This window comes from Flavobacterium sp. HNIBRBA15423, from assembly GCF_052655965.1.
Window position 1 is genome coordinate 1,795,515 of sequence record NZ_CP199751.1, and the last position, 20,149, is coordinate 1,815,663.

The 20,149-nt window shown below is 29.6% G+C and carries 18 protein-coding genes; 12 read left to right on the forward strand and 6 right to left on the reverse strand.

What is annotated here, in order from left to right; genetic code table 11:
• Positions 1–89 precede the first annotated feature (89 nt).
• Positions 90–1,403, reverse strand: coding sequence for a S8 family peptidase (locus ACULEV_RS08080; RefSeq protein WP_445458162.1), 1,314 nt, complete (start codon positions 1,401–1,403; stop codon positions 90–92).
• Between the two features lie 320 nt (positions 1,404–1,723).
• Here ACULEV_RS08080 and ACULEV_RS08085 point away from each other — a divergent pair, with 320 nt between their 5' ends.
• The 4 genes from ACULEV_RS08085 to ACULEV_RS08100 all read left to right on the forward strand — a co-directional run bounded on the left by ACULEV_RS08085 (position 1,724) and on the right by ACULEV_RS08100 (position 6,119).
• Complete coding sequence (locus tag ACULEV_RS08085; RefSeq protein WP_445458163.1) at positions 1,724–2,284, forward strand: RNA polymerase sigma factor; 561 nt, start codon at positions 1,724–1,726, stop codon at positions 2,282–2,284.
• A gap of 3 nt (positions 2,285–2,287) precedes the next feature.
• Positions 2,288–3,082: a hypothetical protein gene (locus tag ACULEV_RS08090; protein ID WP_445458164.1), complete on the forward strand. Its 795-nt coding sequence runs from the start codon at positions 2,288–2,290 to the stop codon at positions 3,080–3,082.
• Between the two features lie 164 nt (positions 3,083–3,246).
• Positions 3,247–4,827: an FMN-binding glutamate synthase family protein gene (locus ACULEV_RS08095; RefSeq protein WP_445458165.1), complete on the forward strand. Its 1,581-nt coding sequence runs from the start codon at positions 3,247–3,249 to the stop codon at positions 4,825–4,827.
• 530 nt (positions 4,828–5,357) lie between these two features.
• A complete protein-coding gene (locus tag ACULEV_RS08100) occupies positions 5,358–6,119 on the forward strand; it encodes a phospholipase D-like domain-containing protein (RefSeq protein ID WP_445458166.1) in 762 nt (253 codons plus the stop codon).
• A gap of 112 nt (positions 6,120–6,231) precedes the next feature.
• On the opposite strand, the gene ACULEV_RS08105 is transcribed toward ACULEV_RS08100, so the two are convergent.
• Positions 6,232–6,699, reverse strand: coding sequence for a hypothetical protein (locus ACULEV_RS08105; RefSeq protein WP_445458167.1), 468 nt, complete (start codon positions 6,697–6,699; stop codon positions 6,232–6,234).
• Positions 6,700–6,975: 276 nt separating this feature from the next.
• On the reverse strand, positions 6,976–7,485 hold the full coding sequence (locus tag ACULEV_RS08110; RefSeq protein WP_445458168.1) for a hypothetical protein: 510 nt from the start codon (positions 7,483–7,485) through the stop codon (positions 6,976–6,978).
• Positions 7,486–7,895: 410 nt separating this feature from the next.
• Here ACULEV_RS08110 and ACULEV_RS08115 point away from each other — a divergent pair, with 410 nt between their 5' ends.
• From ACULEV_RS08115 to ACULEV_RS08130, 4 genes are all read left to right on the forward strand, one after another.
• On the forward strand, positions 7,896–8,126 hold the full coding sequence (locus tag ACULEV_RS08115; RefSeq protein WP_445458169.1) for a hypothetical protein: 231 nt from the start codon (positions 7,896–7,898) through the stop codon (positions 8,124–8,126).
• A gap of 115 nt (positions 8,127–8,241) precedes the next feature.
• Complete coding sequence (locus ACULEV_RS08120) at positions 8,242–10,935, forward strand: T9SS type A sorting domain-containing protein (protein ID WP_445458170.1); 2,694 nt, start codon at positions 8,242–8,244, stop codon at positions 10,933–10,935.
• Between the two features lie 458 nt (positions 10,936–11,393).
• Entirely contained in the window at positions 11,394–12,290 is an 897-nt protein-coding gene (locus tag ACULEV_RS08125; protein ID WP_445458171.1) for a DnaJ C-terminal domain-containing protein, read from the forward strand.
• A gap of 6 nt (positions 12,291–12,296) precedes the next feature.
• The gene (locus tag ACULEV_RS08130) at positions 12,297–12,587 is read left to right on the forward strand and encodes a chaperone modulator CbpM (protein WP_445458172.1); all 291 of its coding nucleotides are present in this window, start codon (positions 12,297–12,299) and stop codon (positions 12,585–12,587) included.
• An 84-nt stretch (positions 12,588–12,671) separates the two neighbouring features.
• On the opposite strand, the gene ACULEV_RS08135 is transcribed toward ACULEV_RS08130, so the two are convergent.
• The 3 genes from ACULEV_RS08135 to ACULEV_RS08145 form a co-directional block, all read right to left on the reverse strand.
• On the reverse strand, positions 12,672–13,571 hold the full coding sequence (locus tag ACULEV_RS08135) for a hypothetical protein (RefSeq protein ID WP_445458173.1): 900 nt from the start codon (positions 13,569–13,571) through the stop codon (positions 12,672–12,674).
• Between the two features lie 12 nt (positions 13,572–13,583).
• Complete coding sequence (locus ACULEV_RS08140; RefSeq protein ID WP_445458174.1) at positions 13,584–14,000, reverse strand: DM13 domain-containing protein; 417 nt, start codon at positions 13,998–14,000, stop codon at positions 13,584–13,586.
• A gap of 177 nt (positions 14,001–14,177) precedes the next feature.
• A complete protein-coding gene (locus ACULEV_RS08145; protein WP_445458175.1) occupies positions 14,178–14,597 on the reverse strand; it encodes a hypothetical protein in 420 nt (139 codons plus the stop codon).
• A 333-nt stretch (positions 14,598–14,930) separates the two neighbouring features.
• On the opposite strand from ACULEV_RS08145, the gene ACULEV_RS08150 reads away from it, so the two are divergent.
• From ACULEV_RS08150 to ACULEV_RS08165, 4 genes are all read left to right on the forward strand, one after another.
• On the forward strand, positions 14,931–15,536 hold the full coding sequence (locus ACULEV_RS08150) for a flavin reductase family protein (protein ID WP_445458176.1): 606 nt from the start codon (positions 14,931–14,933) through the stop codon (positions 15,534–15,536).
• 114 nt (positions 15,537–15,650) lie between these two features.
• Complete coding sequence (locus ACULEV_RS08155; protein WP_445458177.1) at positions 15,651–17,957, forward strand: oxidoreductase; 2,307 nt, start codon at positions 15,651–15,653, stop codon at positions 17,955–17,957.
• 64 nt (positions 17,958–18,021) lie between these two features.
• Entirely contained in the window at positions 18,022–19,608 is a 1,587-nt protein-coding gene (locus ACULEV_RS08160) for an AMP-binding protein (RefSeq protein WP_445458178.1), read from the forward strand.
• Positions 19,609–19,657: 49 nt separating this feature from the next.
• Positions 19,658–20,077 carry an acyl-CoA thioesterase gene (locus ACULEV_RS08165; protein ID WP_445458179.1) on the forward strand — a complete coding sequence of 140 codons (420 nt, stop codon included), beginning with the start codon at positions 19,658–19,660 and terminating at the stop codon, positions 20,075–20,077.
• Positions 20,078–20,149: the final 72 nt, after the last annotated feature.

Sequence of the window (20,149 nt, forward strand, 5' to 3'; positions counted from 1 at the left end):
AAAAACAAGCAAAACCAATACTGCTTTTTTAATTTATCTAATCAATTTTACTTGTTCTTTTACCAATGTAATTAAATGTAATTATTAGTTTAAGGGATAATAATTTTATTATATTTCACTTTTTTGGTAACATCAAAACTTGCAGGACAGTCAATTCCTGAAAGTATTAACTGATATTTTAATTCTCCAGCACTAAAACCAGGATGCTCGTTTTTACTTCTAGCAACCACCGCAGTAACTACTGGTGCCGCAAAAGAAGTACCGTTCATAGCATAACCTAAAAAAGGAATATTCTCTCCTTTAGCAAAAAAATCAACACTTTCAACACCATAGTTTGAAAACCAAGCAATATTAGAGGTTCCAAAATAAATATTAGAAGCTAATTTATTAGCAGCAGCTACAGCAACTATATTATCATGAGTGTACCCAGAAGGATAATGAGGAAGATTGTCATTGTTATTTTCTAAATTTCCTGCAGAAGTAATAATTAATACATCAGGATTTTGTTCAATCAAACTAGACAAAATGGTATTTATAAAATCCCCAAAACCATCATCATACCAGCCTAAACTCATTTGTAAGATGTCAGCATGTTGCAAACCAAAGCTCGTAGCACATAAAAAATTAAAATAACTTGCTTTTCCATATTCATTACATACTTTTAAAGGCATTATTTGATGAGGTACAGCAGGGACACTTTCATTTAAAATTTTTGTTATAATAGATGATACCACTGTACCATGTCTTCCATTATAATCATCAAAACAATTGTTATCATGATTTACAAAATCCCAACCAGAATTAATAGAAGGATTACCATCACTAGAAGCATTATATAAAAATGGAATTGTAAAAACAGGATCTGTATCTCCTCCAATTGTAGGTGCAATACCCGTATCAAGAACCGCGATTGTGACACCTTCATTTGTAGGTTTTATATAAGGCACATAGGTGTAATCTGTTCCTGTACCTAAATTAGGGTTATTCAAATCTATTCCAAAAGTGAATTCATAATCCACATCTATAATGGCTTCTACTCCACCTCCACTACCTTGCTCAATAGCTGTTTTTTTAGGTTCAATATCTATTCCATTCCCAAACATCCATAATTCAATACTATCGTCATTACATTGTTCACATAGCTTATAGGTTATCACACCAAAATTATCTCTCAAGTCATTTTTTACCGAATTAGAGGTGCCTGGTGCATATTGAACAATAAGTTTATCATGAGCATAAACAGGCATATCATGTCTGCTTATTCTTCTATTCATACTTTTCAATGTGTTTACTAAATCTGTTGTATTCACATTGTTTTCTTCTTCAAAATTGTTTTCTTCTGTACATGAAAAAAAGAGAGCTGCCAGAACAAAAAGGATGCTAGATTTTTTTAAATTTTTCATTTTTTATTTTTTTTAATTCTTCTATATAGTGTTGTTTATTATTATTTATTACCCTCTATTTTTTTAAAAAATATTTTCTGAAGCACTATATTTGAATTATTCTCAAAATAATAGCCATTTCATATTTATTTATACCGCATTTACTATGTAAAATATTTATGTATTTTTGCTCCCATTATAGTAAACATTTTTTAAAGTTAACATATAAATTCTTTTTATACAATCACTTTAAAAAGTAGTAAATAAAAGGTTTAATATTGCTTTTTATAAAAAATAGAATATATTATATCTTTATTAGAGTTACTTAGACCAATAGAAAAATGGAAAACACTGAGCGATATATCAATGCACTTATTCACGGAGATGATGCAATTATAAAAGAAATATACTCAAAAATATACCCTAAAGTACTTACTTTTATTTTATCCAATAAAGGAAACGAAGATGATGCGCTCGATGTCTTTCATGATGCTTTAATGTATATTATAGTCACACAAAAAGAAAGAAAAACTGTAATACTATCTTTTGAGGCCTATATTTTTGTTATTTGTAAAAATATTTGGAAAAAAAGCTTAAAAAACAAGGTAATAAAAACAGATGTTAGTACACTAGAAGAAAATGAAACTAGTTTAAGTGCCTTTATTTTAGAACAACAATGTTTTGAATTCTACATAGCCAAGTTCGATCTTTTATCTGAAAACTGCAAAGATATTTTGAGTAGTTATTTTAATGGTCTCAGCTATGAAGAAATTACATTGGCTAATGCTTATGCCACAGTCAATACAGTAAGACAACGTGTTTTTAAATGCAGGTCAAAATTAATGGAACTGATAAAAGAAGATAGAGAGTTTCAAAAAATAATTAAATGGGGAACGCAATAACTTATGGATACACTAGATATAATTGACCAATACCTTAAAGGAACATTAACAGAAGCTGAAACACTAGATTTTGAAAAGAGAATGGCTACTGATGATGCCTTGCGTGAAGAAGTGTTTATTCAAAAACAACTATTTACTATTCATGATTTCCCTACCAAAGAAGGAATAAAAAACGAAGCTTATACTAAAGAATTACAACTTTTAAACGAAAAACTGCAAACAGAAGAATATCAAGCTTTATCACAAAAAATAAGAAAAGCAGGTAAAGAACAAAACCTTGGTAAAAGAGTTTTCAAGAAAAAAAAGAAATCTTATTTTATCTATTCCATTGCAGCAACTATAGCTATTTTATTAACCACTTTTTTAATATTTAATAAGCAGCCTTCCTTAAATTACTATTACAATGAAAATGTAAACTGGGAAGAATTACCTTCTTTTATTGCAAAAGGTCAAACGGAAGCTATTTTTACAAAAGGAGAAGCTTTGTTTAAGAACAAGCAATATGAAAAAGCCATTACCACTCTTACTACTATTGAAACTAATGACGAATTTTACCCTTATGCATTATTGTATATAGGAGCTTCTTACGAACAATTAAATGAAAATGAAAGAGCCTTGGTAAGTTTTGACAAGCTAACCCAATTAACCGATTTTGAAGAATATTCAAAAGGATATTGGTACAAACTACTACTCTATTTAAAATTAAATAATAGACAGAAAGCATTAGAAATGAAAGCTATAATCCTAGAGAATAAAAATAATTATAACTATAAAAAAGCACTTGAATTAGACCTGTAATATCATTCAAAACTTTTTTAATTTTATCTGGCATTATACTTCATTTTAAATACTAATGATTACAATTTCTTGTAATCCTCTAAGAAATGAAATAGGTGTAAAATTTTCATAAGACAATCAAAAAAACTAATTTTGAAGCCTTACTTCAAAAGACTACAAATTAAATGAGAAAAGCCTTCCTTGTCATTAGCATTACCATTTTAGCAATAACAGCAATATTAATATATATCGATTGGAAATTTAGCTTACTACTAGCTATATTTATTCCTTTAATTTTAATGGGTTTGTATGATATGTACCAATCCAAGCATACTATTAAACGTAATTTTCCGCTTCTAGGGAGAATGCGTTATTTATTAGAAGACATAGGACCAGAAATGCGTCAGTATTTTATTGAAACCGATACCGAAGGAAAGCCTTTTAATCGTTTGCAACGTAGTATGGTGTATTCAAGAAGTAAAAAAGAATCAGATGCTAAACCTTTTGGAACACAATTAAATACCTATTCTAAAGGATATGAGTGGATTAATCATAGTATTAAAGCCATTCCTTTTGAAGAATTAAATCATAATCCTAGAGTAAAAATAGGCTCTTCACAATGCACAAAACCTTATTTTGCCAGTATGTTTAATATTAGTGCTATGAGTTATGGTAGTTTGAGTAAAAATGCCATTATAGCCTTAAACAACGGAGCTAAAGAAGGAGGTTTCTATCACAATACAGGAGAAGGTGGTCTTTCCCCTTATCATTTGCAAGGTGGTGATGTGGTTTGGAATATAGGAACAGGTTATTTTAGTTGCCGAAATAGTGATGGTACTTTTAATGCAGACGAATTTGAAAAAAGAGCTATTCTTGATGTGGTTAAGATGATAGAAATTAAGTTCTCTCAAGGAGCAAAACCAGGACACGGTGGTATTTTACCAAAAGAAAAAGTAACCGATGAAATTGCAGCAATTCGCTTAGTAGATAAAGGTCACGATATTATTTCTCCTCCTTCTCATTCAGCTTTTAAAACTCCTTTAGAATTAATGGATTTTGTGAGATTACTACGTGAAAAATCAGGAGGGAAACCTATTGGTATGAAAATATGCATTGGTAATAAAGCCGAATTTATAGCCATTTGCAAAGCAATGATTAGTACAGAAACCTATATTGACTTTATTACTGTAGATGGTGGCGAAGGCGGTACAGGTGCAGCTCCACCCGAATATTCAGACCATGTGGGAATGCCATTACGCGATGCAGTTGCGTTTGTATATGATTGTTTAAACGGCTTCGGTATTAAAGACCAAATTAAAATTATAGCCAGTGGCAAAGTCATTTCTGGATTTGATATTATTCATAACCTTTCTATTGGAGCCGATTTATGCAATTCGGCAAGAGGAATGATGTTTGCCTTAGGTTGTATTCAAGCTTTGGAATGTCATACAAATACTTGCCTAACTGGTATAGCGACACAAAACCCTAAACTAACCAGAGGATTGGTTCCCGAACAAAAAAGCGTTCGTGTGGCTCGTTATCAAATGGAAACGGTTAAAAGTGCAGTCGATTTAATGGCTTCTGCAGGAATTGCTCATCCAGATGATGTTACAAGAGATTGTGTAACTACTCGACTAGACAGTAACAAAGTAGCCACTTTTGCCCAACTCTACCCTGAACTAGAAAAAGGAAGTTTATTAGACGTAAATAGCATTCCAGAAGAATTCTTGTATTTTTGGAAAAAGGCAAAAGCAGATACGTTTTAATGTAGTAGCACACAAATTTAGTTAGGGTATAACAAGTGTGTGAAAATGATTTGTGTTCAAAATAAATCGAACGCACAACTCTACTCTTCAATCTTGTAAGTTCCGTAGGAACGATTCTATTGTAGCAACGTGATTTTAATCCGTTGCATAGAAAATAAATTAAACAGATTATGACTGATTTCTTTTACTTTATGGTTAAATTTTAGCACGCTGATTTACCAGATTTTTAAACTTACAAGAACTTACACTAAACTAACCAACTCTCATACACTAACTAAATCATTAACTAAGTACTAACGACTAATTACTAATCGTCTAAGAATACGGTTTCCCGTAAGGATTGCAATTTTATCTACTTTATTTTTGAAATAAATTTTTGATAAATGTTAAAATTTTAACATTTGGCAAGAGAAATATATTTGTGTTTTTGGAAAATGAATTATATTGACCGCGTTTTCTGATTAAAAACAGGTGGAAATGCCTCGTTAAACAAGAAAATGTATCAATGAACGGTTAAAAATACAATTTAAATGTTTTACAAGGGAGCAAATTGTGATATTTATATTGGAAAAGATGCTGGTAAAAAACTACTGGCTGATATTCGTAATGCTAGAAAATCGATAAGAGTTGTTTCTCCTTATCTTTCTCCTTTCTTAATCTCTGAATTAATAGATTTTCGTAAACGAAACTTAGAAGTAGAATTAATTACAACAGATGATATTGAAGACTTTTATAGAGGTAATGAAAAAAATATTCATAAGCTAATTATACAAAATAGAAAAATTAATAATGAAGCTATTGAAAAGCGGGAAAAATGGAAAGACAGTGTTAAGATATTATTCTACATTAACTTTGGACTTTTAGCAATCTTAATTGGAATGGTCTATTTTCTAAGAGATATAAAGGTTGCATTTGTACTCATTCCTATAGTAATCCTATTTCTCATTATCAAATTCTATAAAAATAAGATTAAGAATAAACCAATTTATTCTTATTGGTACTCTCAATTGTTCCCTTTTAAAGTGTATATCTCTCCTGACAAGACTAATTTAAGTAGCATGTTTATTCATAGTAAAATATATTTAATCGACGACCAAATAGCTTATTTAGGCTCCTTAAACTTTACAACAAGTGGAATCAAACATAATTATGAAACTCAAATAAGAACAACAGACCCTAATGCAATTAAAGAAATTAAAGAAGAACTTCATCAATTAATGAACCATGCTAACTTGCCAGAAAGAAATATTCAATTTTGGGGAAAACAACTATATAATGAGCCTATCAACTAAAGAATACTATCACAATACTCATATTAAATTACTAATTGTAAGCAATTTAGTTTATCCTAATCTAGGATGACAATTTTGTGGAAGTTGTTTTATTATAATATAAAATTAATATTTAAAGATTACGTGTTATATCTATTAAAATATAATTATTGTAGTTGGGAAAAGATAAAGGTTTGTTGATTCTTATAAAGCTAACATTTGATTTCCAAATTAATATATCATACTCATGCAATTTCTCTTTTTCATAATCATTTATATTAACTTTACCTGATGACCAAGACATTGTATCTGTTTCTATTTTATTCTTTAAAAGCTCTTCACTCATAAAAAAAATAGGATTCCCATACTTTATTGACAGGTCATTGACAACACTATTATAATCTTTTTTATCTAAATTTATTTGTATTTTTTGTATTTTATTTTCTTCATAGTATAGTTTTAAAACACTAGATAGTTTTTTATTAAAAAAACTATAGTTATCAATATCATTAATTTTGATAATGTTATCAATATGCTCGTTTTTAAATTTGGTATCAAGTAATTTATCTGTTAATTCTATATTTCTATCTTTATTATCCATACAAGAAAAAGTTAATAAACTTATTATTATTAAAATAGTAGTCTTCATGTTTTGTAGCTTTACCATTAAACCCTTTTGTTTTAGTTATTGAAACACTGCCACCATGTCTTTTTAAATATAAATTTACTTGTTTAAAAAACACTCTCTTTAATAATATTTATCTTATCCATCAAATTATGTTTTCTTTAAATCTTTATATTCTATTATTCTTAAATAGTTATTTCAGTAAAAGTAATAAGCTATATCTTTAAATTTCTTATCGTTTCTTCTTGCCATTCAAGTAATATCTTTTTTAATTTTTTTTTCATCAGTGATGTTTAGTTTCAATAATCTTGCTTGTTCTAATAATGTTTTTCGCCAATTAATACTTAAATCTTCCTTTTCTAATATTGATATATATTTATCAATTAAACTAAAACGCTCTTCAGATAATGAATAGCAGGCTGATAGAACAACAGCTTCTACCATTCTTAAATTAACACACTTATTTTGATAATATTTATAAAAAGATTCTGGAGAGTCAAATATTTTTAAAAAATCATTACTATTTTTATTTATTGCTTTTTCTAATTCTATAAATAGTTTAGTGTTATCTTTTTTATCATCTATTTCCCAAAAATCTTTTGAATCATATTTAATTTTATATCCAAAAGTTAAATTTATATTTTCATCTAAAAGATATAAAGGTTGAACGAATACATGTAAATAAAATCCTTTTATTTCATAACCAGAGCGTCCAAAAACAAACCCTTTTAATAAATTATCATTTGATTTTAAGTATAACATATCTCCTCTTAGAATATAATTTTCAGATATTCTATTCTTCAGATATTGATTGTATATTTTTTTATTTCTGTGTGTTTCAAAACTATTGCTTTTTAGGTTTAATTTCCTTTACTGGAGTATTAGTTGGTAAATGTTCTTTGTATTTTTGTATGTTTTTATTAGTTCTGCAAATTTAAACTAAGCTTTTTATACTCACAATACGTACTCACTTTTAAAAATCCAGTAAAATAAAGCCTTAACAAGGTTTTTGTTATTTAATAGATATTTCTAATAATAAAAGCTGTTTTTATATTGTCAAGGACGGGTCATATAGCTATTTTAGAACGAGTCAAAGTAATGTTTATAGCGTATATATAGCGTCTTTATAACGTATATAATAGGAATTATTAGTAATTGAAAAGTATATTAAAGTGCAAAGTACTTTCATTACAAAGTCAAACACTACTATGCTTAATTTTGGTAAACCTCATCCCAACCAAACTTTTGTTGTGGTTATTTTTGAAAAAGATTTGGTTAATTTTAGCTATAAACCTCATGAATACTTAAAAGATAAAACCGTTTGTATTACAGGTACGGTCAAAATATACAAAGGAATGGCTGAATTTATAGTAAAAGAAGAAAACGAGATTGTTATTCAGTAGTTCCTAAAAAAATGTAACGACTTGATTTTAACTATAGCCTAACTAACTATTTTTTTAACAAGTAAATTAACTTTAATTACTATATTTGTTGTAACAGCATTAAAAAAATATAAAAATGAAAAAAAAATTAGTATTCTCTTTTTTAATCATACTAGCTTCTATACAATTAAAAGCACAATGCGGTGCAGCTACTGATATTACAGTAACTAATATGGTTAATAATTCTATGACGGTTAGCTGGACAGATACTGTGGGAAATGCAGTGAGTTGGTCTATTGGTATCTTTTATGATGGGGTTTTAGCCTATACTATTCCTGTTCAATCTAGTCCTTATGTCGTTACTGGATTACCTTGTAATACTAATATTACCAATATTACAGTTAATAAAGACTGTGGAGCTGGGAATGGTGGTTCCTCTGCCTCTCATTCTATTTCATATTTTACCAATTGTAATTTTGATCAACCTTTAAACTTACAACAGTGTAGCGATAACTCCACAGTTTGCTTTGATTTAACTTCAAATGATGCTGTTATATTAGGCTCTAATTCTCCTTCTGATTACACCATTAGCTATTATTTAACACAAAATGATGCTTTAGATAATATGAATACTCTTTCAAGTCCCTATTGTGTAAATCAAAATACAAGTTTGTTTTCAAAAATTATAAATAATTCAGATCCTTCAGATTTTCAAATTAATGCTTTTTCGCTTCTTCCATCAACATACATACAAATGCCAAATTTAAGCCAGTATGTAAATTGTGATGATGATAATGATGGTTCCATTAGTTATGATTTAACTACTTCACAAGCGCTTATTGCCACTACTAATCCATTAACTTATTATACTACTTTGGCAAACGCTCAAAGCGAAATAAATAGTATCAGTAATCCAACTAATTATGTTCTTAATGCTAGCACCTTAAATAGTAGTATTTTCATTAGAGAAACAGTTGCTAATGATTGCGATAAAATTTATCAACGAAACATAATCTTTCAAGGAAATTGTAACGCAGCTTCTAGTTGTGCTAATGCAAATTCCTTATGTAGTTCTTTAGGAACTCCTTTTGCTAGCACTGTTAATATGGGTTCGCAAGGATCAACAGGTTGTTTAGGTTCTACACCAAACCCTACTTGGTTTCATTTTCCAGTTAGTCAATCTGGTACATTGAACTTTGTAATAAAACAAGGGAACAATGCACCTGATTATAATAATCATGATGTTGATTATATAATATACGGTCCTTTTACAGATGAGTCTATAGGTTGTTCACAATATGGTGATACCAATATTGTTGCTTGTAGTTATTCCGCTTCTGCTATAGAATATCCTATTATTTCTAATGCTCAAGTGGGTGAATATTATTTATTAATGGTTACTAATTTTTCAAACAATCAAGGTTTAATTTCTATAGATTTATTACCTAGTTCAACTGGAGCAATAGATTGTGCTGGTATTAGTTTTGTTTCTTTTTTAGATAGTAATGCTAATGGTATGAAAGATACAGGTGAGATTAATTTTCCTTTGGGCAATTTAATCTATGAAAAAAACAATAGTGGAATTGTACATAATATATCTAACCCAAATGGTGTTTTTAACATTTATGATGCAAATGTTTCCAATACTTATGATGCCAGTTTTAATGTACTGCCTGATTTTGTTACATATTATAACGTAACTACTTCTTCCTATTCCGCTTTAAATCCTAGTTCTGGATTAACAACTTACTATTTCCCTGTTACTTCAAGTCAAAACTATGAAGATGTAAGTGTGGTGGTCATACCAACCAATCAACCAAGACCTGGATTTAATTATACCAATAAAGTAATTTATGCTAATTTAAGCAGTCAAACAGTTAGTTCGGGAACAATTACCTACACAAAACCTAGTGCAGTAAGTATAACTACTACTACTCCTATCACTACCGCTACTGCTAATGGATTTACCTATAACTATACTAATTTATTGCCTTTTGAATGGAGAACAATTGATGTTGAAATGCTTGTACCAACTGTTCCTACTGTTAATGGTGGTGATTATTTAAATAGTTCAGCTAGCATCTCTCCAATAAGCAATGATATAACACCAAATAATAATGACTTTACTTTAACTGAATTGGTTGTAAATGGTTATGATCCTAATGATATAACAGAATCTCATGGTCCTGAAATTCTTTATTCTAGTTTTACAGCCGAAGATTACTTGGTATACACCATTCGTTTTGAAAATACCGGAAATGCAGAAGCCATTAATATTCGCATTCAAAACGTGTTGAATAACCAACTTGATCCAAGCACTTTAGAAATGATTAGTGCAAGTCATTTATATGAAATGGATCGAATAGAAAGAGAGATAACTTGGAAATTTGATGGTATTTTATTGCCTATTTCTCAAACTAATAGCACTATAGGTAAAGGATATATTACTTTCAAAATTAAACCTCTTCCAGGATATGCTGTTGGTGATATAATTCCAAATACTGCTTCTATTTATTTTGATTATAATCCAGCAATTGTTACCAATACTTTTAATACAGAATTTGTTGCCTTATTATCTAATGGAGATTTTATGACAGAAACAGTCCAAGTCTATCCAAACCCAACAAATGGATTAGTAACTGTTAACTCTGGAAATAACATCGTGAAATCGGTTGTCATATATGATATTTTGGGTACTAAAGTATATTCAGAAAATCCTTTGCAAAAAGAAGTTAATATAGACCTTAGTAAATTACAAACGGGTGTATACATACTTGAACTAACATCAATGGATAATGACCGATTAATACAAAAAATTATTAAAAAATAAGAAGTTATAAGCTAAAAAAAGGGTTATTAGTATATTACTAATAACCCTTTTTTATTTCATTTTACAGAAACACAATCTATATACTCAAATCTACAAACTTAAAAGCTCCATAGAAACAACTCCTATCTTAACAACATAATTTTAATTCATTGCATAGAAAACAATTCTTAATGTAGTAAACCAAATGTCACCATTTTTAAGAATAAAAACTAATTTAAGAACAGTCCACTTTATTCAGGAATCCACTAACCACTAGAACCAACAACTAAACAACCTCCCTTTCATACACTAACTAAATGTATTTGACTAAGTACTAACGACTAATCACTAAGTACTTTACAGAATGAGTTTCATTTTAAGCGTAATTTAAAGCTTTTCAAAGCAATTTCTCTCTTATTTTTTCGTAATTTTATAAGACAATTTGTACTTTCTCATAAACAATTATAAAAATTATATTTATGGAGTTTATTGATTATTATGAAATACTAGGTCTTACAAAGAATGCAACGAGTGATGAAATCAAAAAAGCGTATCGCAAACTAGCTCGCAAATGGCATCCTGATGTAAATCCTAATGATGCAGCTGCAAAAATTAAATTTCAACAATTAAATGAAGCAAATGAAGTATTAAGCAATCCTGAAAAAAGAAAAAAATACGACAAATACGGAAAAGATTGGGAACGTGGTGAAGAATATGAAAAATACCAACAACAAAACCGTCAATCTAACTCAACTAATTATCAAAGAACTGGAGATTTTAATGGTGAGGATTTTTCAGATTTCTTTTCTTCTATGTTTGGCCAACAAGCTAGTGGTAATAAAAGAAGCAGTGCCAGATTTAGAGGTCAGGATTTTACAACCGAACTCCAATTAGATATTAAAGATGCTGCCACTACACATAAGAGAACCTTTACTGTTAATGGAAAAAGCATTCGAATAACTATTCCTGCTGGTATAGAAGACGGACAAACTATCAAAATAAGTGGACATGGTGGTGAAGGCATTAATAAGGGACCAAATGGTGATTTGTATATCACTTTTTCAATAGTAAATACAACTCCTTTTAAACGAGTAGGTAACGATTTATATGTAACCAATGATTTGGACCTCTATACCGCTATTTTAGGAGGAGAAATTTTGCTAACTGCTTTTGACGGTAGTAAATTAAAACTAAAAGTAGTCGCTGGAACACAAAATGGAACTAAAGTACGCTTGAAAGGAAAAGGATTTCCAGTTTATAAAAAAGAAGGCACTTATGGAGATTTATATGTGACCTACAATATTAAAACACCTACCCATTTATCGGAAAAAGAAAAAGAATTATTCAATCAGTTAGCCACACTAGCAAAAAAATAAACCACTATGAATACAGAAGAATTAATAATAGTAGACTTATTTTGTCAAGAATGTGAAATTGAAATTACACAGATTCAGGATTTAGAAGCATTTGGATTAATAGAAACCGTTCAATACAATGAAAACAAGTATTTCAACAAAAACCAATTAGCTGAAATTGAAAGAATACTTCGTTTACACAATGAACTACACATCAATAAAGAAGGTATTGATGTTATTTTACATTTGACTGAAAAGCTAAATCAACTACAATCAGAAGTAAGATATTTAAAAAATCGCTTGGATTTATATGAGTAATTTTAAATAAAAAAAAGAGATTAGAATTTAAAGCTTAAAAAATTAATAACTATAAATTACATTAAATTGATATCTTATAAAGAATTAAAATCCATATATATAACTAATCCTAGCAGTAAAAGAACGTGTTAAACCATCAGGTCTTACATCTCTAACAACAAAAGGAGTAGCTAATGATAATTCAATACTTTGATTAGTAGTAAAAGCATAACTAGTAATCAAATTTCCATTAAGTGTTATACCTTCAGAATCTTTAATAACTTCTCTTGTACCAAAAATAGTTTCATAACTATCATTTCCTAAATGATATAAAAACAATAAATTAGGTTTGAAAGTTAATTTCTCATTAGCTACTATTGTATAGGTAGTTCGCAATAAAAAATCGGGTTTTCTTTCAAGCAAGTTTGTAGATTGAAAGTCATTTGAAGCTGAATATTCATCAAAATAAGAATTCTTGTTGTTATTGAATACAGGTAGTTGCAAAGCTGTATGAAACAACCACTTTTTATAAGTAAGCCCTACTCCTATTATGGCATCAAAAGTTCCTAAACTAGCTTGATAATCTAAGGGCAAAGAAATCTCATTAATTTTAGCATTTGCTGTAGTAAAAGGAAATTTAAAACCCAAAAGAGCATTCCATTGTGTCTCCTTTTTCTTTTTAAAATTATAGTTACCTAAAAGATAAGCATCTCCAAATTGTCCTCTTGTTCCAAAATCTCCACTGGCTTGTGAATAAGTAACTTTTGTACTTATTGATAACGTTTCAGAAAAATGATGGGTATAAATTACATAAGGAGACATATAAAAAATAGCTGCTTCACCAATGCCAAAAACACTTCCCGCTTCAATTTGATTTTTACTGTTTTCTATAGTATTAGAAAAACTATTACTTATGGAACAAACTCCAGCATCACTACAACCTTGAGCATTTAAAGTTATTAAACAAAGACTATTTATAAAGAAAAAATAAATGACGTATTTCATTGGTATATAGTATTAATGCAATTCAGCAATTGCAAACAAATGATTGTATTGTTGGCAATGAATTAAAACATATTTATAAACACTAACATCAACTTGCTGAGGAATAGTATATACTGTTGCGGAAGTTAGATTGCCCAAATTCACAAAAGTATCAGGTGAAGCCGTTGTTGAAAGATATACTTTCAAATCTGGACCACTAGAAATACTAAAATCATTTAAAGAAACATATTTTTGATTGTCTTTTTCATAAATAGAAGCACTACCCGATACAGTAATTCCAGAAGTAGGATAAAACACACCATTATACAAAGTAACAAAACCATCGTTTGTGTCAATAACTAATTGAGGTGGTGTCTTAGTAAACTCTCCTTCTTTCTCACAAGAAATAAAAGACATAAACAAAAATAAACAAGCCATTTTCTTTAGCATAACAAATACATTAAAAATTCAATATCTAAATTTACATTATTGTATAAACTTAAATTGTTAGCTAGCTAACATACTAATCAAATAAGTTTTAAAATGATAAATCATGAAATGGCATAAAAAAAGGAAACTAAAACTAGTTTCCTTTTGCATTGTAATAATTTAAAATCTGGAATACAACTATTCTGACCAGTAGTTTAGGGTTGCAATAATCCATCCTTCTGGAGTTTCATTAGCAGGGATGACATCAACAATAGCAGAAGAAGCACCATCAAAATAACCGTCACGAGCATAAAAACGGTATGTACCAACTGGTAAACTTTCAAATAAGCCTGGCTCATAAAGTGAATCATAATAAGAAACACCTGTTTCTAAATTAGTAGCTCCATAACCTGGTAAAGTGCTAGCTGGAACACTATTTCCATTATTGTCTACTAATTCAACATAAACATCAAAATAAACTTCACTAGTTCTTTCTGTTGCTTGGCTTGTTTTTACTGCTTTAGATTCTAAACTGTTAGAGGTATTAATCTCTTCTTTATCACAAGAGAAAAATAAGGCTAATGCTAAAATCAATACTGTTTTTTTTAAAATTTTCATGTTTAAATATATTTGTTTGTAATAAGCCAAATTTACAAAAACACAACAGAATATTAAAATTATGTAGATTAATAAAAGGTTACTTTAAAATAAATTTAAACTAAGTAATGATTATTTTAAACATCCATCTACTTGTAAGTACCCTATTTATAGTTCATTTTGCATTTACCTGTAAAGACTTAATCCTCTTATAATTGAAATAATTTATATCTCTATAACAGTAAAAATATAACTCCTTACAAATTCCTAAATTGATAACTTTTTAGTAATTCTTTACAGATTTCTAAAAAAAATCCCATAAAATTTATTTAATTTGTAAAAACAACTCAACTAATGCAGTATAATACAAAAGAAACCGATCCTTCGGCTCTTTATAAGCTTTTAACTGGTACTATAATACCAAGACCTATTGGCTGGATTTCAACAATAGATGAAAAAGGAATTAACAATTTAGCACCTTTTTCTTATTTTAATATGGTAAGTAGCGATCCTCCTTGCGTTATGTTTTCTACCCGTAGAGATAACAACAAGAATAAAGACACACTTAACAATGTCTTACAAAACAATCAATTTGTAGTCAATCTAGTTACTCAAGATATAGTGGAACAAATGAATGCTACTTCCGAAGCTGTTCCTGCAGATGTAGATGAATTTGAATTGACACATCTAACACCTATTGACGCAGTTTCAGTACAACCAAAACGTGTTAAAGAAAGTTTGGTTCATTTTGAATGTGAAAAAATACATCACTATTTCATAGATAACGAAGAAAACGGAGGTGCTTGTGTAGTAATTGGTAAAATTATAACTATGCATATAGATGATACTATACTACTGGAAAACAATAAGATAAATTTAGAAACTTATAAACCTGTAGCTCGTTTAGCAGGCTCAAATTATGGAACATTAGGTGAGATTTTTTCAATAAGAAGAAAATAATTTTACTTGGTGATTAGGAATTATGAGTAAGTAATTACAAATTATGAAGAAAAAGAAAATAAGTAACTATTTTAAAACTTTTAAACTTTAGACTTACAACTTTAGACAAAATAAATGACTAAAAACTTAAAAATAACTGTAGTAGGTGGTGGTCCAGGTGGCTTATATTTTTCAATATTAACCAAAAAAGCAATGCCTCACTGGCAAATTGATGTTTATGAGCGTAATAAACCCGATGATAGTTTTGGTTTTGGAGTAGTTTTTTCAGATGAAACTTTAGGCGAATTTTTAAAAAGAGACATGCAGTCTTATGAGTTAATTCGCAGTAAATTTGCCTATTGGGATGATATCATTATAGCACGTGATGGACAAGAAGTTAGTAGTGCTGGAAATGGCTTTTGTGGCTGTTCCCGAAAAACATTGCTACAATTACTACACCAACGTTGTCAAAAAGAAGGAGTTCATCTTCATTTTGAAACAAATGCAGACGATTTAAGCCAATTTAAAGATTCTGATGTCATTGTTGCTTGTGATGGTATAGGAAGCGCTATAAGAGGCCAATTTGAAGCTGATTTTGGCACAAAAATACAACTCAAGAAGAATAAATTTGTTTGGATGGGTTCAACCAAACCTCTAGATGCTTTTACCTATTTCTTTAAAGATACTCCAAACGGTGCTTTTGTAGCACATACCTATCAATATGAAGCAGGCAGAAGCACTTGGATTTTTGAATGTGCACCAGAAACTTGGGAGAAATTTGAATTTGATACCTATGATGAGGAAAATACTACTCAAAAACTGCAAGAAATATTTAAAACAGAATTAGACGGACATCCTTTAATTACTAATAAATCACATTGGAGACAATTTCCTCATGTAACTAATACAAATTGGTATAAAGATAATATTGTTTTACTAGGTGATGCTAAAGCTACAGCTCACTACTCTATCGGTTCAGGAACAAAACTAGCTATGGAATCTGCAATTGCTTTGTCAGATGCTATTGTAGCTAATCCAAATGACATTGAAACTGCTTTTGGAGTTTATGAAAAAACAAGAAGAAATACTGTTGAAATGATTCAATATGCAGCTAATGTTTCTTTAGACTGGTTTGAAAATATGGATCGACATATTCAACATCCTTTTTACCAATTTGCCTTTGGATGCATGACACGTTCCAAAAAAGTTACCTATGAAAACCTTAGAATAAGAGATAAATCATTTACCGATAAAATATTGCAAGAGTTTAACAATTCTTGTCATTCTGGACTTGATTCAGAATCTCCAGCTGCTTTTACCAAATTCAAATTAAGAGAATTAGAATTGCAAAATCGAATTGTAATGAGTCCAATGGGTCAATATTCAGCAAATGATGGCTTAGTGAATGATTGGCATTTTCAACATTATACTTCACGTGCTGTAGGTGGTTTAGGATTAATTTTAACCGAAATGACTGCTGTTTCAAATACTGGAAGAATTACATTAGGTTGCACAGGTATTTACTCTAAAAATCAGATAGATGCATGGAAAGCAATTAATACTTTTATTCACAAAAATACAAAAACTAAAATTGGAATTCAATTAGGTCATTCTGGAAGAAAAGGTGCAACTAAAAAGCCTTGGGAAACAGAAGATATAAAAGATAAATGGGAATTGCTTTCCGCTTCTCCTATTCCGTTCAATGAAAACTTTCCTACTCCAAAAGAAATGACTTTGGAAGATATGGATCTGATCACTTCTCAATTTGTTCAAGCAACTAAAAATGCCAATGAAGCTGATTTTGATATGATCGAACTACAAGCTCATCATGGTTTTCTATTAGCTTCTTTCTTATCACCATTGACTAACATTCGTACAGATGAATTTGGAGGTAGTATTACAAATAGGCTAAAATTTCCATTGCGAGTGTTTACCGAAATGAGAAATGCTTTCCCAAAAGAAAAACCCATGTCTGTTAGAATCTCTGCAACAGATTGGGCAGAAAACGGAATTTCAGAAGAAGATGTGTTAATTATAGCAACTGCTTTTAAAGATGCTGGTGCAGATATTATTAATGTTTCCACTGGAAATACAGTTGCTTATCAAAAACCACAAACTGGTAGAATGTGGCAAACTCCATTTTCTGATACAGTGAGAAATACTGTTCACATTCCTACTATAACTACAGGATACATACAAGATATTGATCAAATAAATACCTTACTACTTAACGGAAGAGCCGATTTAGTAGCCTTAGGAAGACCGCTTTTATTAGACCCATATTTTGTTAGAAACGCACAAGCTTATGAAGAGTTTCAAACAAAAGATATTCCTAACCCATATAAAATGGGGATTTCGCATTTATATCCTTTAAAAGCAAGTGAAAGAAAACAAGTTGAAGGTATGAAGAAAGCTTTAAAACCTAAGAGTAATAAAAAATAGTATTAAGATTAAAGAATTAAGTATTAAGGCAAAACTTTGCGTCTTTGCGAGAAATTAAAATAATATGAAACACTATATAGACAATTTCGCTCACAATAACTTACCAAGCATAGACTTACAACCTAATTATTTGTGTGATTTACCTCAATTTCAACATCCTGAAATGCTAAATTGTGTAGAACGCTTGTTAGATAATCATATTAAAAATGAAAATGGTGATGCAGTTTGTATTCGTACTTTTAATGAAACATGGACTTACAAGGATTTATATGAAAAGGCCAATCAAATTGCTAATATTTTAGTTGATGATTTAGGTCTGGTTTCAGGCAATCGAGTATTATTGCGTTCTGCCAATAATCCTATGATGGTAGCTTGCTGGTTTGCTATACTAAAAGCTGGTGGAATTGTTGTTGCAACTATGCCATTACTTCGCGCTAAAGAATTAACAACCATAATAGATTGTGCTGAAATAGCAATTGCTTTGTGTGATAGTGATTTAGCCGACGAATTAAATCAAGTTGAATCTAAATTCTTAAAACAAAAAAGTTTTTATAGAAATGGAGATTTAGATAAATTCATGTCATCCAAATCTAAAACATTTAATAACTATCACTCTAAAGCAGATAGTGTTTGTATAATAGGATTTACTTCTGGAACAACAGGAATGCCAAAAATGACAGCACATTATCACAAAGACATTTTAAATATTTGTGAAGCTTTTCCTCCCTATTCACTACAGCCTACAAAAGAGGATATTTTTATTGGAAGTCCACCACTAGGATTTACTTTTGGTTTAGGTGGCTTAGTGTTATTTCCAATGTATTTTGGAGCTTCTACTTTCCTAATTGAAAAACCTAGTCCCGATTTATTATTAAAAGCTATTGAAGAATATAAGGTTACAATCTGTTTTACCGCACCTACTGCATGGAGAATATTAACAACAAAATTAGCAGAATATAATGTTTCAAGCTTACGAAAATGTGTTTCTGCTGGTGAAACACTTCCTTTACAAGTTTGGCAAGACTGGTATGATGCTACAGGCTTAAAAATCATAGATGGCATAGGTGCTACAGAAATGTTACATATTTTTATTTCATCAAATGAAGAGAATATGATTCCAGGAGCAACAGGATTAGCAATTCTAGGCTATGAAGCTAAAATAATAGATGAACAAGGAAATAAATTACCTCCGAATCAACCAGGAAAACTTGCTGTAAGAGGAATTACAGGTTGTAAATACCTAAATAGAGAAGAAAAACAAAAAGAATATGTACAAAATGGATGGAATATTACTGGAGATATTTTCAAACAAGATGAAAATGGCTATTTTTGGTTTGTAGCCCGAGGTGATGATATGATAATCTCTTCTGGTTATAATATTGCAGCAATTGAAGTAGAATCCGTACTTTTAACACATGAAGAAGTTTTAGAATGTGCTGTCGTTGGATTACCAGATACTGAAAGAGGCATGCTAGTTAGTGCTCATATTGTGTTAAAAGAAAAGCATAAAGCATCAGATGAATTAGCAAAGTCTATTCAATTATGGTTCAAAGAGATAGCTGCTCCATATAAATATCCAAGAGTTATCCATTTTATAGAAAGTTTACCAAAAACAGAAACAGGTAAAATACAACGATTTAAGTTGAAATAACATAAAAATTGTCATTCTGAACTTGTTTCAGAATCTAAAAAATAATTAGATGAACTACTTTATAAAACAAGAAAAAATACGCTTCCAACATGTAGATTATGCTGGAATTGTGTTCTATCCAAGATTTTTAGAAATGTTAAACTGTTTAGTAGAAGATTGGTTTGAAGAAGCATTAGAAAGACCCTTTTCAAAGATGCATGAAACTAATGGTATTCCTACTGTAGATTTGAAAGTACAATTTAAAAAAGCAGCTCGTTTGGGAGAGACTTTAACTAAGAAACTTTGGGTAAAAAATCTTGGCAGTGCTTCTATTTTATGCGGATTTATATTTGAAGATGAACAAGGTAAAACTTGTCTAGAAGGCGAAGTGACTTTAGTAAACGTAGCTTTCAATGAAGATAGAAATAATATTAAAGCTGAACCTTTTTTAGAGGAAATGAAAGAAAAAATAAAAAATTACGAACTTTAAAAAAGCAACACAAATATAAGTAATTAGAGAAATATTCACAGATTATTCAAATTTCTTTAATTTCTCCAATCT

Excerpts from the sequence above, each read along its gene's own strand:
- ACULEV_RS08080 (WP_445458162.1), bottom strand. The coding sequence starts at position 1,403 with ATGAAAAATTTAAAAAAATCTAGCATCCTTTTTGTTCTGGCAGCTCTC.
- ACULEV_RS08085 (WP_445458163.1), top strand. The coding sequence starts at position 1,724 with ATGGAAAACACTGAGCGATATATCAATGCACTTATTCACGGAGATGAT.
- ACULEV_RS08090 (WP_445458164.1), top strand. The coding sequence starts at position 2,288 with ATGGATACACTAGATATAATTGACCAATACCTTAAAGGAACATTAACA.
- ACULEV_RS08095 (WP_445458165.1), top strand. The coding sequence starts at position 3,247 with ATGAGAAAAGCCTTCCTTGTCATTAGCATTACCATTTTAGCAATAACA.
- ACULEV_RS08100 (WP_445458166.1), top strand. The coding sequence starts at position 5,358 with ATGTTTTACAAGGGAGCAAATTGTGATATTTATATTGGAAAAGATGCT.
- ACULEV_RS08105 (WP_445458167.1), bottom strand. The coding sequence starts at position 6,699 with ATGGATAATAAAGATAGAAATATAGAATTAACAGATAAATTACTTGAT.
- ACULEV_RS08110 (WP_445458168.1), bottom strand. The coding sequence starts at position 7,485 with ATGTTATACTTAAAATCAAATGATAATTTATTAAAAGGGTTTGTTTTT.
- ACULEV_RS08120 (WP_445458170.1), top strand. The coding sequence starts at position 8,242 with ATGAAAAAAAAATTAGTATTCTCTTTTTTAATCATACTAGCTTCTATA.
- ACULEV_RS08125 (WP_445458171.1), top strand. The coding sequence starts at position 11,394 with ATGGAGTTTATTGATTATTATGAAATACTAGGTCTTACAAAGAATGCA.
- ACULEV_RS08130 (WP_445458172.1), top strand. The coding sequence starts at position 12,297 with ATGAATACAGAAGAATTAATAATAGTAGACTTATTTTGTCAAGAATGT.
- ACULEV_RS08135 (WP_445458173.1), bottom strand. The coding sequence starts at position 13,571 with ATGAAATACGTCATTTATTTTTTCTTTATAAATAGTCTTTGTTTAATA.
- ACULEV_RS08140 (WP_445458174.1), bottom strand. The coding sequence starts at position 14,000 with ATGCTAAAGAAAATGGCTTGTTTATTTTTGTTTATGTCTTTTATTTCT.
- ACULEV_RS08145 (WP_445458175.1), bottom strand. The coding sequence starts at position 14,597 with ATGAAAATTTTAAAAAAAACAGTATTGATTTTAGCATTAGCCTTATTT.
- ACULEV_RS08150 (WP_445458176.1), top strand. The coding sequence starts at position 14,931 with ATGCAGTATAATACAAAAGAAACCGATCCTTCGGCTCTTTATAAGCTT.
- ACULEV_RS08155 (WP_445458177.1), top strand. The coding sequence starts at position 15,651 with ATGACTAAAAACTTAAAAATAACTGTAGTAGGTGGTGGTCCAGGTGGC.
- ACULEV_RS08160 (WP_445458178.1), top strand. The coding sequence starts at position 18,022 with ATGAAACACTATATAGACAATTTCGCTCACAATAACTTACCAAGCATA.
- ACULEV_RS08165 (WP_445458179.1), top strand. The coding sequence starts at position 19,658 with ATGAACTACTTTATAAAACAAGAAAAAATACGCTTCCAACATGTAGAT.